Here is a 15,827-nt window from a genome sequence, read left to right as displayed (position 1 = left end):
ATTCGCATGAATTCTAATTCTTCCAGTTCACAAGAAAAAAGAATCCTCCCCATTATCCTAGCTACAGCTATTTTCATGCTAATGCTGGATTCTACCATTTTGAATACCTCATTGCCAGCCATCGCTGAGGATCTCCATGAGTCTCCACTGAATATGCAAAGTGCCATTATCAGCTACGTGTTGACTGTGGCTTTGCTGATGCCGATTAGTGGTTTTATGGCAGATCGATTTGGGACCAAAAAGGTATTTATCGGCGCATTGGCTGTTTTTGCTTTGGGATCACTTTTTTGCTCCCTTTCACAAAACCTCAACCAATTAGTCATTTCAAGAGTCATCCAAGGTGTGGGAGGCAGCATGATGACTCCCGTGGGGAGACTGACATTGATAAAAACCTTCCCACGAAATGAGGTAGTGAGAGCCATGAATTTTGCCATTGTACCTGCTTTAATTGGTCCCATTTTAGGTCCTTTGGTAGGTGGATATATGGTTGATTATTTTTCTTGGCAATGGATTTTTCTGATCAATCTCCCCATTGCCTTTATAGGATTAATTCTCAGTTTGATTTATTTACCGGATTATCATTCCGAAAATTCAGGTTTTGACTTGAAGGGATTCTTGATTTTTGCAGGAGCCACTTTTACCTTATCTGTGTCTCTCGAACTGATGGGAAATGCAGTACTGACCACTCCGCTTCTTTTGGGGTTAGTATTGGGATTCCTACTACTTTATTTCTACTACAGACATGCACGGAAACGGATAGAACCCATTTTTCCACTGGACTTATTTCAGGTAAGGACTTTTCGCGTTGGAATCGTAGGAAATCTAATTACTAGGTTAGGAATCAGCTCAATCCCACTTTTACTTCCTTTGATGATCCAAATTGGATATGGGAAATCTGCAGTCATATCAGGCTGGATGGTGGCTCCTATGGCTGTCACTGCCATGTTGGGAAAGTCTGTCGTGATGGGAATTCTCAATAGACTTGGCTATCGGCAAACCCTGATGATCAATACGCTGATTATTGGAGCATTGATATGCAGCTTAGCTATTCCTGATGGGAAGCATTCTCTGTATTGGCATATACCCATTATCGCAGTATTGGGGTTTTTCAATTCTATCCAATTTACTGCAATGAATTCAATTGCCATTGCGGATTTGCGCCCATATCATACGAGTAGTGGTAATTCTCTCCTTTCTGTCAACCAACAATTGGCGATTGGATTTGGAGTAGCTTTTGGCTTAGTGATTTTAAAGCTTTTCGAAGGAGATACAAGCCTGATTCAGAACGAAATCCACAATTCATTCCGATATACCTTTTTGGTAATTGGAGGAATGACAATGGTTTCGGCCTTTGTATTTGGAAGACTACATGTAAGGGATGGTGACAACCTAAAACCGGCTCAATAAAAAGCCCACTTATTCAATCAAAGTGAAAACCATCTGTCTAAACTTCCAATTCGTATCATCTCCATTACCTGCACCACTTGTTTGCTTGAAAATGAGACCGATTATTTGCTCCTCTGGGTCAGCAAAATATTGGGTGTTAAAGTAACCACCCCAATCAAAGGTTCCTTTACTCCCCAATCCCCCTCGAGCAACTCCAGCCTCAGTGACCACTCCAAAGGCTAGTCCATAGTATTTATCCCCCGACCACAAGTCCCCCACTTGATTTTTCATGATAGTTTCGATGGTCTTTGAACTCAGAATCCGATTACCATTCAATTCCCCCTGATTTAAATACATCTGAAGAAACTTTGCATAATCAGCCGTGGTGCTCGATAGACCCGCTCCGCCTGAGAAAAATCGTTTTGCTCCTTTCCTAGGGTAATCAGGATCGTAAAAGGTAATCGGATAAGGCTGCCATTTTCCATCTTGATAAGTATGAACGGTAACTAAACGCTCTCCCTGAGCATCATTCAGATAAAACCGGGTATCATCCATTCCCAAAGGATCAAAAATCCGCTCTTTAAGAAAAACATCAAAAGGCTGACCGCTGATAATCTCCACAAAATAGCCAAGCACATCCAAGCCTTCGCTATAGGTATATTTAGTCCCAGGATCATGATGTAGTGGAAGTTTGGCTAGGCGCTTGACACTCTCTTCGATACTAATATTTTCAGTAGTAAACAGGTCAGTTACCCCTGCTTTATGATAGATCATTTTCATCCTTTCATCTCCGTCAATCACTCCATAACCCAAACCTGAAGTGTGGGTGAGTAGATGTCTGATCGTGATCTCCTTGTCCGCAGGTCTTGTAGAGAAAGTAGTATCGCTATATCTAAAGCCAGTCAAAACCTGTGAACTCTTGAATTCAGGGATATAGTTGGAAACAGGATCATCTAGCCTAAACTTACCTTCTTCCCATAAAATCATCACTGCTGTGGCGGTAATCGCTTTGGTTTGAGAGGCTATACGGAAAATATGGTCCTTTTCCATCATAGTTTTGGAAGCCACGTCTGCGTATCCTTTTGCCTCATGATAGACAAGCTCCCCATCCTTTAAAACCATAGCTACCAACCCAGGAACTTTCTGATTAGCAATCGCATCATCCAGCATGGCATCCAGTTTTATCAGCCGTTCGCCACTGATTCCAGTATTTGACTGTGAAATGGCCGTTGAACTGAACCCAACAAACAAGAAAAGAATTAAGATTTTTTTCATACAATTTTGTTTTTCTACAATTTCTTTAAAAAACATCAATTTAAAAATCAAAGAAATACTGCTTGGTGCGGATAATTCCTTCTCTCTATATCGAATAAATTCAAAAAGTTCAGAAATCAGAAACATTCAGTAATTAACTCTACGTATTAATCCTAAGTAATTCTAGACCTAATTTATTTTCCTTATGAAAAAAATATCGCAAATTATACTCATTGCCATTCTATCAACCTCATGTGCTGTGATAAGGCAAGGTGAAGTAGGTGTAAAAAGTAAGTTTGGTAGACTAAACCCCGATATTCTGGAAGCGGGAATGACTGGATTTAATCCATTTACAACACGAATTATCAAAGTACCAATTCGTACGGTAAACCAAGAAATGGATTTAAGCCTTCCCAGCAAAGAGGGCTTGACTATAGAATCGGAGATATCTATTCTTTATAGCATTGAAAAAAACAAGGTTCCCTTTATTCTCGAAGACGTAGGCCAGAACTATGAGCGTGTTTTAATTATGAATGTGTTTCGCTCAGCAGCAGCAGATATCACTTCCCAGTATATGGCAAAGGATATGCATTCCGGAATGCGCACAGAGATAGAAAATCAGATACAAGAAAGAATGCATGAATCATTGAGAGATAGAGGGTTTATTGTAGAAAGAGTTTTGATGAAAAGCATTCAACTACCGGAGGAATTAAGTCGTGCCATAGAGCGTAAGTTACAGGCTGAGCAAGAGGCTCAGCAGATGGAGTTTATTCTAGAACGAGAACGAAAAGAAGCCGAGAGAAGAAGGATTGAAGCAGAGGGTACCCGGGCGGCTCAAATCATTCTTGCCGAGGGCTTGGTGCGTGAAATCATCGAACTCAGAAGTATTGAAGCTTTTCGAGAACTGGCCAATTCTCCAAACACAAAAATCATCATTACCGATGGAAAAGCTCCTTTCTTGATCAATACCCCTCAGGAAAAATAAGATTACCCAAAATTCCTATTCAAATATAAATTGCTAGTACCTTGGAGGATACTTAATCAAGATGCGGAAAATTCAAGATAGAAAGCGTTTCACCTCATATCTTTGATCTTAACCAAAAAAACAGAATAAAAATGTAGCTCGAGCTTCAGTTGAGAGAGTTCAAAATATGCCTTGCTACGGTCTCCGATGCTGATTGATCCCCAAGTCTCTCAAAAATCTCATCGTATCCCTGTAGCATCTGCCCTTTATAAACAGGGTTAGAAAGAATCCTCTGAAGCTCGGCTTGGATATTTTCAGCCGAAAATTCGCCCTGAATCAATTCTTTCGCTACCTCTCGTTCGGCAATCAAATTGACCAAAGAAATAAAGGGAACACGAATCAATTTCTTGCCGATCGCATAGGATAAAGGAGAAGTACGATAGACGACCACTTGAGGAACGCGGAATAGCGCTGTTTCCAGTGTAGCAGTACCAGAGGTTACTACTGCTGCGGTCGCATGGGATAGCAAATCATAGGTTTGGTTGAAAATCACCTTGATTCCGGCCTTTCTAGCAGGTTCGTATAACTTAGAGTCCAAGCTATCAACACCTGCCACCACCCATTGAGCATTTGGAAATTTGCTAACCAGATTTACCATTTCTTGAAGCATGGCATTTATTTCCTGTTTCCTACTTCCTGGAAGAAGCGCAATAATCGGTGCATAGCTCAATTCATTTTTTTGAAAAAAGAACTCATGCGGAGTAAACTTCTTTATTTCATCAAAAAGGGGATTCCCTACGTATTCCACATCCATTTCGAAACGCTTAAAAAAGCCAGGTTCAAAAGGCAGAATGCTGTAAATCTGATCGGTGATAGCTTTCAATTTCAAGGCCCGCTTTTGGTTCCAAGCCCATACTTTGGGAGGGATATAATAATGAACAGGAATACCTTTTTCCTTAGCAAAGGCTGCAATTCTCATATTAAAGCCTCCGTAGTCTATCAAGATTAAGGCATCAGGTTGAAAAGCATTCAAATCATCCTTCACTATCTTCAGGTATTTGAGCACTTTCCGAAAGCCTAATACTACTTCCAAAAAGCCCATTAAGGCTACTTCTGAATAGTTTACAGCTAAATCCACTCCAGCCTCTTGGGAATAAGTCCCTCCCATTCCTCTAAACTGAATAGTTGAATCGAGCTTGTGCATGGCTCGGACCAGATTCGAGGCATGTAAGTCGCCTGAGCGCTCACCAGAGATGATGTAGAGTTTTTTATTTTTCACCACAGAGGACACAAAGGACACAGAGGAAAGTTCAATTTTTTAAGCGAATTAAACCGTCTACCAGCCTCAAAACATTGAAATTGATCAATAATCCAATTCTATATTCACTTAATTTAAGATAAGTTATCATTTGCGCTTTATGAATATCCTTGAGTTTTTTGATGCTCTTTAGTTCCAAGACAACTGAGTCATCAACAACCAAATCAAGTCTATAACCACATTCCAAAAAAACCCCATCAAAAAAGACTGGCAGAGGCTTTTCCTTTTCAACTTTTAAACCAATTGATTTTAACCGGTGGTACAAACAATTTTGATAAGTGCTTTCTAGAAGCCCGGGGCCTAAATTCCGATGGACATAGATAGCTTCTCCAATTATTTTCTCTGTAATATCAAAATCACCCATAAATTAAGATACTTCCTATCAAAAAAAAATGAAAGCTAACCTCCAAAAAAATCTCTGCGCTCTCTGTGGTGAAAAATTAAACCTTATTCCCCTCGATACTCCACAAAGTTCCTCGGAGTCTCGTAAAGTGTCAATTTATGCAAACCTCCCTTGGGAGTGATTTCTTTGATTGCAGGTTCTAATATCTTCCAAAACTCCATGACAAGGATTTCGCATGAAGCCATTTTTCCTTGCATGAAATCCACGTCCATATTTAGGTTTTTATGATCAACTTTATCGATAACCAGCTTTTTGATCAAACTACTCAAGTCCTTCAAGTCCACCACAAAACCGGTTTCTGGATCAGGGATTCCTTTTACCGTCACAATCAACTCAAAGTTATGTCCATGCCAATTCACATTGGCACAGGGACCAAAAACCTCGAAATTTTTCTCTTCGGACCACTTTGGATTCCAAAGTTTATGTGCGGCGTTGAAATGCTCTTTTCTACAAACGTAAATCATCTGAAATAAAATTCGCTGCAAAGGTAGCCAAAAGATCAGAGATAGAAAATCCTCAAAAACACAAAAGCCCCGGTTTTACCCGGGGCTTCTAGGTTGATTTCAAATCGATTAGGCTTCGTTAAGCTTTTGGAAAAAGAGCACCAAGTGGTCTTCTCTGGAGAGATTCAACTTGTTATCTTTTACAATTTGCTTCGCTAAATCCTGATCCTTTTCATTCAAAGATTTGATGATGTTATTTGTCTTGTTTCGAACAGAGTTGACATTGTTATTTGCATCAATCAGATAGAAGTTCTCCTCAAAAACGAACATTCGACCAGCTGTGGGAGCATAGCTATTCTTAGGTGGAGTTACTAAATCGGAAACAAATTTACGAACCAAGGTATATTTTTCTCCCTCTGCAATCACATTGACAAGATCAGTAGCTTTCACTCCATTAATGATATCATAACCTTTCTTGAAAAGCAATCTTGTCAAAAGCCCTTCTTCAGTATTATTTGCTATCACGATAGAAGGTCTTTCCAGCATGGCGTACTCCACATAAGACTTATTCAAATAAATCTTATTTCCAGCTTCATTGATTACCTCAAGTTCATTTTCATAAATATTGAATCGATAAGCGACATTCTCTTTTAATCCTGCATTACTAAGCGATAAATCTGCTCTAGACCAATCAGCAAATAGGTAGGGAGACCCCTCAATACCGTCATATCCTGATATCCGTGCCGGTGCTCCATTCAAATCAAAGTTTGCAATCTGCGCAAAGCTTGAATTGGCTAAAAAAAGGAACAGAACTACTAATAGTTTTCTCATTGTTTAATTACTTTTTTGTGTAAGGTTAAATTGTTGGTATTGATTTTCAATATGTAAAGTCCCTGTCTAGCAGGAAGGTTCATTTCGATTTCAAGTTCATCTGTGTTTTTACCGACCTCAGTTCTACGGTATTCTCTTCCTGCCATATCAACTAGGGAAAGAGTCAGCGGACCACGATAGGTATTAGAAATATAAACTTTGACTTTATCATCTGATGGAATAGGTCCTACAAAAATTCCAAATCGAGCTAGATCCTGCTCTTGGTTTGGTATCGAAGAAATCACCACCGGATCAGAAACACGGTTGCAAATATCATTAAAGATTGCAACTTGATAAGACCCATCTGACTCAGCGTTGATAGACCTGGAAGTTGCGCCTGATATTGCGACTCCATTTAGATACCACTGGTATGCATTTCCTGGTTGCTGGGAGGTCAAAGTCGTTCCATTTGCTACAATTTCAGGCTTTGTCAAATCATTGCTTCCAATTTCAACTGCCTGCTCAAAAACAGTAGCTCCATCATCATTTGATATCGTTAAAGTAACTGTGTAGGATCCCGGAGTATCAAATACAAAGAATGGATTCTCCAACTCTGATTCGCCTAAACCACCGAAGTCCCAGCTATAGTTGGAAATAGCACCTTCACTCAGGTTGTCAAATGTAACTGCGGCACCTGCACAAGGATATTGTACCGTGAAGTTTGCGAAAAGCACATCCTCACAAATTTGAGTTAACCATCCATCCGAATTAGTAACCTCAGCATCCGTACCTAGATTGATAATTGCATCTCCTTCTAAATCAACATTTTCAAGGCTTAGATTTTCAAAGCAGTACTTTCGGTAGACATTATGTATGATTTGTCCTTTATTCCCTGCTTGAATCTTCGCCCCTAGGTCAGAAGTGGCATTAGCAGAAATATTCTCCAAAATTGTCAATTGTCCGGAAGGGCCTAAGTCAAAGATGGAAGCTTCTCCCAAGGCCAATTCAGATATTGTCAAAACTTCTCGATCTAAAAGAACAGTAGAGTTAGATGCAGTGATTTTGTCTACTCCTGCACTTAACAAGGTCAACTCGCCTGATTGAACGTCCAATTCGGTAATATTCTCAGATGCAAGTTGATTAAACAGCCCGTTCTCTCCTGTAAATATCACTTTGATATCTGATTTGATGCTTGCTTGTGGTTCAGCAATAAAATCTTCATCAAAGGTGATTGAGGTAAAGCTACCGTCAATGGAACCAGCACCTACCATCTCTAACAAATTCACCTCCAATGACTCAAGTGCTACCTCAAGATTTGCCTCATCGATCCGGACATCTTCTAGTTTTTCGGATGCAATTAATCTCCAATTTCCGGTATTGAAATTAAGTTGTACATTTTCAAAAGCTGTCTGACCAAATTCAATAATCTGCGCATTAGAAAGGTCATTTTCAAAGGTCAATGTGCCGTTTCGGATCTCTGTGATTTGATTGCTAACGCGGAATCCGTTGGTCACATTGATATTATTCCCTCCCAGATCAAAAGTCACAACCTGGTCTCCAAATAAATTCACACTGAAGGCATTTACTGAAGCAGAAAGATTGACAGCGGTGTTTCCTCCCTCAGTGCCTTCAAAGACCACACGAGTTCCATTAGAAGGAATCTTTCCAGCAGGACTTCCCTGAGCAGTCAAAGACCAGTTATTACCATCATTCCAGGAACCTTCTGTCCCGCCTATCCAATAAAGCGTTTCTTCAGCTCCATCAATAGTTCCGGCTGTAAATACCATGGAATACTGTTGCACTCCAAACTCAAGTGAATTTTTGTGACTTACCCGTACAGTGTAGCGTTTTGCCTCAGGAGCATCGATCAAGACTTGTTCAACATTATCCCTGAAATTATCTTTCGTTCTATCTCCTCGTGCTCCTGCACGCAATGAGGGATCCAAAGACCAAGGAAAAAATTCTTTTCCATCCTCATCAAAAATTCTTAAATCCAAGTCGTTAACGAGCATCAAATCGGTTGGATTATTGGACTGTCCAGGAGGTGAACCCGCAGGATCTGTCCAGGCTATAGTCACTCGAATGGGGGTGACACCATCGGAGATAAAATCAAATTCCTGCACCTCTCCATCACCAAGTAATTCTTCCCTGATAAATTGCGAAGAACCATCTTCGCCTAAAATAATTTTGGCAGCGGCATTTACATCCAAAAGCCCCCAGCCAAACATATAATCTGGTCCAGGAGCCGGACCTGCTTCTTTGGCAGTGTGAATAGCCAGCGCTTTCAATGCAGAAGAGAGCATAAATCTCCCAGAATTCCGCTCTGAATACAATTGCTGAAGCAGAAACATTGACCCAGTTGCATTAGGTGCAGCCATAGACGTTCCGCTTTGGCTTGCATAACTATCACCTCCCTGAGGACCGATGGAAGCACTAAATACATTGACGCCCATGGCCACCAAGTCCGGCTTAATCCGACCATCATCTACGGGACCCCAAGAAGAAAACCCACTCATTTGTACATCTTGAGGGGACTTGTAATCAAGAACTCGCTCTACCGCCCCAATTGCAAAATTATTCTTTGCGACACCTTCAGGACCGATAGTATCCTCTGGACCGTCTGGATCACGGCTACCGTCTCCTACGTCATCTCTATCATTTCCTGCAGCCCAAACTACCGAGTAATAAGGTTTAGTAAAAAGTAATTCATCTATAGCCCGACTCTTGGTTGAGTAAAACCCAAATCTCCAATCCTTGTCGGGATCAACATTCGCATTTCCAAACCATGTCCAAGACCCTCCATTACTTCTCCAGCCAAGAACAATACCATAGGAATGATTAGAAATCAACATTCCATTGGGCTTGGTGGCAGGGTCATAAGCATTTGCATTCATCTTGGAAATGTCCGCGTCCCAATTAAAAGACCATCCAGTGGCTTCATAGGCCATTCCCTTGGCTTGAGAGTTGGCTCCCCCGCCCATTACTGTACCACTTACGTGAGTGGCATGCGTACTAAGATCTTCTGATGAACCATCAATTTGAGTTAATCTACCTCCAAATTCAACATGATCTGGCTTGGGCCTTGTCTGATCAAAAATACCAACTGTCAGCCCTTTACCTGTTAGATTCAAGCCTAAATCTCCACCGGGTTGAAGGTGAACAGCACCGGTGGTGATGGCTGCATTTGTATTATGTGGGGCGTATAGAACTGGAGCCCCTGATTCATCCAAATATTGAATCTTAGAAGTAAACCCATTCTCAAGGACAAGAACTCCATCTGCATTCAGATAGCTGAACTTTTGGGAAATATTAGGTTGCGGTATATAGCGCAGTTTATCTAGTCTTTGTTGAAGACTGGATTTTACAGTTTCTCTTGCTTTTTGAAGTAGGGCTTCTTTACTCTGATTGTCTTGAGCGCTAATCTGCGAACCAAGTGCTATTACTAAGGCACAGGTTAATAGGGTAATTTTTCTCCTCATACTTATTCAAACTTCCACACTTACACTTGGGTTTAATTCTCAATTATTTTTTTGAAAATAATTAGCTAAAAATAAAACATAGTCATCAATAAGTCTTAAAACTTTTGATGAATTGCACTTCTAAAACAAAAAAAAGGAGGGGAAACCCTCCTTTTTTTTGTTAAAGGTTGTGAATTAATCTTTCACCAAGACCGTAGTACCATCGATGTTGTTGTTTGGATCACTCCAGTAAACAGTCATCGTGTTAGTAGCTGGATCAAATGATCCAACTAATGGTTCTACACGTGGAGCAGAAATATTAAACTGTCTTTGACCAGGCCTCAAAAAGGTCAAGGAATTACAGTTATCTCCATAGATAGCCTGCTGAATTGTCCCAAATCCAAAGGCCGCATACAATCCGGCAGAAATGTCTGATACAACATATTCACCGACCGCACCTTCTACAGGAACAACTGTAACCGTTGCAGTAAATTGCCCAAATCTAGATTGGCTAGTAGCAGTCCAAGTATCGGAAGCTGAAGAAATGTTAGATTCACAAATTACATTAATGTTTACGTCCAATGTTCCATAGTTATCTGAAACGTCTGCGCCTGTAGCTGACTCCATAACCAATCCCAATACTGGTGATTCAGAAGGATCTATATTTCCAGTAAGGATCGTCACTGGGAAAGTTGCTATAAACTCCCCCGCGGGAATAGTGACGGTAGTACCAGTAAAGTCTACATGTACACCTTGTACCGCAGTAGAAGCAGGATCAACACCAATGGTAATGTTGATTGCACTAGATGCATCGGTAGAAACTCGATTGACTTGAATATCAAATTGATCGGTTTGCTCTGCATTTCTTCTCACCTGAGTGGTGGTTAGACCATTTGGTAGATTACCAGCATTGAACTCCACCTCATTGCCTGAAAAGAACACATCTCTCCCCGGATCGTCGAAGCAGGAAGTCATTACCACTGCGGCAAGGACAACTGCTAGATAGTTATATATCTTTTTCATGATTGATTTCTATTTTTTAGTTATAACCAGGGTTCTGCTCCAACTGATCGTTCAACAATAATTCATCAGTAGGAAGCGGTGGCAACAATCTGTAGTCCTCGTAAGGAATATCCTCAAATCGACCGGCTTTAGTGATTGGCAAACCATTACGCTTAAGATCAAACCATCTGTGACCTTCTAGCGCAAATTCTAGCCTACGCTCTAGCATAATTGCTTCGAACAAAGCCTGTCCAGTTGCTGAAATCGGAAACTCTTCAAGTCCACGATTTGCACGAAGTGCATTTAGATCAGCTATTGCACCTGCTTCATCACCAGTTCTGTATCGAGCCTCTGCACGAATCAAATACATTTCTGCCGCACGAATTATAGGTAGGTTCTCTAGGAAATCTCCTTTGTGCCCCAACCACTTAGCAGAGCGATAAACAGTTTCGTTAGAACCTGTTCGAGTAGTCTCTACCCATGCGTCTCTTCTTACATCATTCTCATCATAAGATTCGATCAAATCATCAGTTGCAGTTGCAATGAACTGAGCTGAGGCGAATACATTCGCAGTCAAAGAAGATACTGAGTTGTTAACACCATCTACTGTAGACCAGTCATTAGCTCGGATTTCTACTTCGAATAAAGATTCAGGGTTTGGAGCTGTTGAGAAACCTGCAATGTAATTTTCAGGAGTCGCAAGACCTGTACCATCGTCCGCTAGACCAAAGGAAGCCATAGCTGCGGTAGCAGATGCAGCCGCCTCAGCAAACTTAGAGTCATACAAATAAACTCTTGCCAATAAGGCTTGAGCTGCACCACGGCTAGCGCGGTATACATTTGCAGATCCCATAGAGGCATTAGGCAATAAGTTGATAGCTGCCTGTAAATCCGCGATTACTTGATCATAAACCTGACGGTTTGTAGCACGAGCTCTGAAATCTGCATTTGAGAAACCTAGAGTTGGCTCTGTTCTCAAGATAACTGCCTTATCCCAGCCATTTACCTCTTTACCAGGTTCATATCCATAAATTCGAGCCATGTCGAAATACATCAATGCTCGAAGGAAGTGAGCTTCACCTTTTACACGCTGTCTTTGAGCAGCATCTCCAGGAATAGCTTCTTCATCATCAATCTGTGAAAGAACGATATTGGTCGTATTGATACCTGACCACATCCCGCCATTCCAGATTCCTATGTGAGCTCGATCTGTATTTTGTTCCTGACCGATATATCTACCTGTATTAGCGATGATTCTAAGGTTATCGGCCATGATCTCAGGAGCAATTATTAATTGCTGACCATATCGGTTAAAAGCTCTTAAGGTCCCATAAGCTGTCAAGCCTAAAGATTCCATTCCATCTACATCAGCAAAGGCAGTCTCTGGTGTCAAACTTTGCCTTGGCTGAGTTTCTAGATCTGTACAGGATGCTGCTAAAATAGCCCCACCCAATACCATTGTTTTTACTATATTTTTCATATCTGATTTCGAATTAGAAGGTTAGCGTTACACCTGCCGAAAATTGTCTAGCATTAGGGAAACGTCCGATTGATACGTTTTCAGCAATACCTACTACTTCAGGATCTTGTCCTGTATACTTGGTAAATGTCGCCAAGTTCAAACCTTGAACGAATGCACTCAAACCTTGCATACCGATTTTCTGGGCTGCAGAAGAAGGAAGTACATAGTTCAATGTTACTTGCTTCAATCTTACATAACTACCATCACTCAAGAATCGAGTAGAGAAGGTGTCGATATTAGACTCACCTGGAGCCTGACCACCCTCATAAGGACGACCAACTGTAGTGATATCACCTGGCTGTCTCCAGTAATCCAATTGATTAACTCTCAAGTTACCCTGAGAAGCTCCCCAGTCTTCAAGATTGAACATATCTTGGTTACCTGCCAAGTTTCCAAACTGTCCCTGGAAGAATACTTCCAATGAAAGCGGACCGTAAGAGAAGGTATTTGCCAAACCACCGTAGCTACCTGGGAATCCACTTCCTCTGTATCCTAAAGTAGACTCACCTACAATGTAAGTGTATCCACCATTTCCATCATCATACATGGCACGACCATTTGCAGGGTTTACACCTAGATATTGATGTGTATACCAGAACGAAATTGGACGACCTACAATCAAATTGTTACCTATTCGATCCAATCCATCATAAAGTTCAAGCAATTCGTTTTCCAAGAAAGTAATGTTGAATGCAGTACTCCACTGGAACTTACCTGCAACGACGTTTACAGTCTGCAAGTCAATATCGATACCTTGGTTTCTCAACTTACCAGTGTTTCTGGTAATTCCTCCAAATCCAGAGTCAATTGGAAGTGGCGTATTAAATAGAAGGGCTTCAGAATCTCTTCTCCAGAAGTCAACTGTACCAATGATTCGACCATTGAATAAGGTCCAATCCAAACCAATATTTGTAGTAACTGACTCTTCCCAAGTCAACAAGTCATTACCCAACTGAGAAAGTCCTAAGGTACCAAATCCTAGATACTGTCCAGTATTTCCTACAAGTGTTCTGGATGCAAAGTTGGCAATGTTAGAGTTACCGGTCACACCATAAGATGCACGTAGTCTCAAGTTATCCAACCAAGTCAAATCTTGCATGAAGCCTTCAGATGAAATTCTCCATCCGACAGAAGCCGCACCGAAAGTACCCCACTGATTTTGAGCACCGAATCGGGAATGTCCATCTCTACGAACAGTGAAGTCAGCGGTATATCTGTCATCGTAGTCATACTTAACCTGACCAAAGAAACCTACCCGCTTAAATTCAGTAAAGAAGCCACCTACTCCAAATGGAGTTGCAGCATTTTGTAGATATCTCAAGGTAGGATTAGCAAATCCACGACCAGTAGCCGTAGTCTCTTCAGTTTGGAATCCTTTGTACTCATAACCCAACAAACCTGAAACTGTGTGAACATCATTGAACTTTTTGTTGAAGTTCAGATTATGGTTTGTATTGAAATTGTTATTCCTTCTATCAGCATAGAATGACTGACCCCCAAAAGAGGAAAATACAGGAATAGTAGACGGACGGTTATTTTCGTCTCGGTTATCAGAGAAATCAACACCAAAGTATGAAGTCCAAGATAACCATGGAGTAAATTGATAATTCAACTGCAAATTAGAAACCGTTTGAACGGAAGTACCTCTTCTCAACTCTTCATAAACACCTTGAACGATGTTATATCCGAAATTGTGGTTTGAAGGGTAATCAGCTTTGAAAGACCCATCTTCATTGTAAATCGGAACATTTGGACGCATGGTGAAACCAGCAGAGAATGGGCCGTTTACGAAGTTACCATTGGCAATCGTACCGAATGTTCTCTGGTAGGCCAAAGACAAGTTTGCTGCGATTGTCAACTTCTTGTTAGGTCTGTGAGTCACATTCAAACGACCGGTTGCTCTTTGATAGTCAGACTGGATAATTTGTCCTTCTTGATCAGTGTATGAACCAGAAAGATAGAATTGAGTTTTTTCGTCCCCACCTGAAACAGCAAGATCATAAACAGACAGACGAGCATTTCTATACAATTCGTCTACCCAGTCATAAGATTCCAAGTTTGGATCCTCAGGATCACCGAAAGTAGCAGCTGCACTAGCAGGATTCAAACCAGCATTAATAAATGCTTGTCTCTTGATACCTGCAAGTTGTCTTGCATCCATTACTTCATAAAGGTTCAATGGCTGTACAATACCTTCCTGTACAGTTACTTTGGTTTGTGTAGTTCCTCTTTTACCTTTTTTGGTAGTAATCAAAACTACACCGTTTGCTGCTTGAGCTCCATAAATAGAAGCTGCTGCTGCATCCTTTAATACCTCAATAGACTCAATGTCATTTGGGTTGATAGATGCCAATGCATTTTGAGATCCTTGTCCTGAAAGTGAACCAGTTCCTAATTGCACACCATCAACGATGTAAAGCGGCTCATTACCAGCGTTAACTGATCCTACACCACGAATACGTACGTTAAGTGTACTACCTGGAGCTCCAGAAGTAGATGTTACCTGTACACCAGCGATACGACCTTGCATCGCACGGTCAAATGATTGTACCGGAAGGTTTTCGAACACTTCTCCTTTTACAGAGGCAATCGCACCGGTAATTTCTCTTTTAGATTGGTCACCATAAGAGGTGATCACAAACTCTGATAGGGCCTGAACATCTGGATCCATCACCACATTGATAGTGGTTTGGTTTCCGATGGTCACTTCCTGTTGCCTTAAGCCTACAAAGCTAAAGACCAATACATTGCTTCCGGCAGGGACGGAGATGGAGAAATTACCATCTAAATCGGTAGCTGTACCGATTGTCGTTCCCTTTACCAGAACAGTCGCACCTGGTACTCCTAAGTTATCCTCCGAAGAGGTAACCGTACCAGTGATCACGCGATTTTGAGCAAACACCACGGCGCTGCCCAAGAATAGCATGAGTCCTAGAAGTAAAACTTTCCTCATATTTGGTTTGATTATGGTTTAAAATAGACTCAATGATATTCGATATCTTTGAATATCCCAAGAGCATTACTTAGAAAAATCATAATTGTTTTATTAAAAAGACCAATGGTAAATATGGTCAAGACCCCTTAAAACAGAATAAAATTTTTAATTATCGTTTATATTAGCAGATGATCAAAATATTGTTTTTGTTATCCTTATGTTAACAAAAGTTAATTTCCCAAATCAGCCTGCTAAAAAAGTTTAAAAAATCTTTGAAAAACTAGCTTATCAATTCTTTATTCTTCAAAAGAATTATTTTACAGAATTTTATT

The 15,827-nt window shown here is 40.8% G+C and carries 11 protein-coding genes; 2 read left to right on the top strand and 9 right to left on the bottom strand.

Annotation, left to right across the window (positions count from 1 at the left end; genetic code table 11):
* Positions 1–6: 6 nt before the first annotated feature.
* Positions 7–1,407 (top strand): MFS transporter, encoded by a 1,401-nt coding sequence (locus G457_RS0101915; RefSeq protein ID WP_026944971.1) that lies wholly within the window; start codon positions 7–9, stop codon positions 1,405–1,407.
* Positions 1,408–1,416: 9 nt separating this feature from the next.
* Here G457_RS0101915 and G457_RS0101910 read toward each other — a convergent pair whose 3' ends face one another.
* Positions 1,417–2,661 carry a serine hydrolase domain-containing protein gene (locus G457_RS0101910; RefSeq protein WP_026944970.1) on the bottom strand — a complete coding sequence of 415 codons (1,245 nt, stop codon included), beginning with the start codon at positions 2,659–2,661 and terminating at the stop codon, positions 1,417–1,419.
* Positions 2,662–2,845: 184 nt separating this feature from the next.
* Here G457_RS0101910 and G457_RS0101905 point away from each other — a divergent pair, with 184 nt between their 5' ends.
* A complete protein-coding gene (locus tag G457_RS0101905; RefSeq protein WP_026944969.1) occupies positions 2,846–3,625 on the top strand; it encodes a prohibitin family protein in 780 nt (259 codons plus the stop codon).
* 145 nt (positions 3,626–3,770) lie between these two features.
* On the opposite strand, the gene lpxB is transcribed toward G457_RS0101905, so the two are convergent.
* The 8 genes from lpxB to G457_RS0101865 form a co-directional block, all read right to left on the bottom strand.
* On the bottom strand, positions 3,771–4,904 hold the full coding sequence (gene lpxB / locus G457_RS0101900; RefSeq protein ID WP_248602809.1) for a lipid-A-disaccharide synthase: 1,134 nt from the start codon (positions 4,902–4,904) through the stop codon (positions 3,771–3,773).
* Positions 4,905–4,914: 10 nt separating this feature from the next.
* The gene (locus G457_RS0101895; RefSeq protein ID WP_026944967.1) at positions 4,915–5,286 is read right to left on the bottom strand and encodes a GxxExxY protein; all 372 of its coding nucleotides are present in this window, start codon (positions 5,284–5,286) and stop codon (positions 4,915–4,917) included.
* 83 nt (positions 5,287–5,369) lie between these two features.
* A complete protein-coding gene (locus tag G457_RS0101890; RefSeq protein ID WP_026944966.1) occupies positions 5,370–5,789 on the bottom strand; it encodes a 6-pyruvoyl trahydropterin synthase family protein in 420 nt (139 codons plus the stop codon).
* Between the two features lie 108 nt (positions 5,790–5,897).
* Entirely contained in the window at positions 5,898–6,599 is a 702-nt protein-coding gene (locus G457_RS0101885) for a hypothetical protein (protein ID WP_026944965.1), read from the bottom strand.
* The gene (locus G457_RS0101880) at positions 6,596–10,057 is read right to left on the bottom strand and encodes a S8 family serine peptidase (protein WP_035482937.1); all 3,462 of its coding nucleotides are present in this window, start codon (positions 10,055–10,057) and stop codon (positions 6,596–6,598) included. The genes G457_RS0101885 and G457_RS0101880 overlap by 4 nt, the downstream gene beginning before the upstream one ends.
* A 174-nt stretch (positions 10,058–10,231) precedes the next feature.
* A complete protein-coding gene (locus G457_RS0101875; RefSeq protein WP_026944963.1) occupies positions 10,232–11,059 on the bottom strand; it encodes a hypothetical protein in 828 nt (275 codons plus the stop codon).
* Positions 11,060–11,075: 16 nt separating this feature from the next.
* Positions 11,076–12,518, bottom strand: a complete 1,443-nt coding sequence (locus G457_RS0101870; protein WP_026944962.1) for a RagB/SusD family nutrient uptake outer membrane protein — start codon at positions 12,516–12,518, stop codon at positions 11,076–11,078.
* 13 nt (positions 12,519–12,531) lie between these two features.
* Entirely contained in the window at positions 12,532–15,513 is a 2,982-nt protein-coding gene (locus G457_RS0101865; protein ID WP_026944961.1) for a SusC/RagA family TonB-linked outer membrane protein, read from the bottom strand.
* Between the last annotated feature and the right edge of the window lie 314 nt (positions 15,514–15,827).

The sequence above is a fragment of the Algoriphagus marincola DSM 16067 genome (assembly GCF_000429405.1).
Taxonomy (GTDB): Bacteria; Bacteroidota; Bacteroidia; order Cytophagales; family Cyclobacteriaceae; genus Algoriphagus; species Algoriphagus marincola.
The sequence above is the reverse complement of the archived record's forward strand: the minus strand, read 5'-3'. Positions and strand labels throughout refer to the sequence as shown.

Excerpts from the sequence above, each read along its gene's own strand:
- G457_RS0101895 (WP_026944967.1), bottom strand. The coding sequence starts at position 5,286 with ATGGGTGATTTTGATATTACAGAGAAAATAATTGGAGAAGCTATCTAT.
- G457_RS0101890 (WP_026944966.1), bottom strand. The coding sequence starts at position 5,789 with ATGATTTACGTTTGTAGAAAAGAGCATTTCAACGCCGCACATAAACTT.
- G457_RS0101865 (WP_026944961.1), bottom strand. The coding sequence starts at position 15,513 with ATGAGGAAAGTTTTACTTCTAGGACTCATGCTATTCTTGGGCAGCGCC.
- G457_RS0101915 (WP_026944971.1), top strand. The coding sequence starts at position 7 with ATGAATTCTAATTCTTCCAGTTCACAAGAAAAAAGAATCCTCCCCATT.
- G457_RS0101870 (WP_026944962.1), bottom strand. The coding sequence starts at position 12,518 with ATGAAAAATATAGTAAAAACAATGGTATTGGGTGGGGCTATTTTAGCA.
- G457_RS0101875 (WP_026944963.1), bottom strand. The coding sequence starts at position 11,059 with ATGAAAAAGATATATAACTATCTAGCAGTTGTCCTTGCCGCAGTGGTA.
- G457_RS0101910 (WP_026944970.1), bottom strand. The coding sequence starts at position 2,661 with ATGAAAAAAATCTTAATTCTTTTCTTGTTTGTTGGGTTCAGTTCAACG.
- G457_RS0101880 (WP_035482937.1), bottom strand. The coding sequence starts at position 10,057 with ATGAGGAGAAAAATTACCCTATTAACCTGTGCCTTAGTAATAGCACTT.
- G457_RS0101885 (WP_026944965.1), bottom strand. The coding sequence starts at position 6,599 with ATGAGAAAACTATTAGTAGTTCTGTTCCTTTTTTTAGCCAATTCAAGC.
- G457_RS0101905 (WP_026944969.1), top strand. The coding sequence starts at position 2,846 with ATGAAAAAAATATCGCAAATTATACTCATTGCCATTCTATCAACCTCA.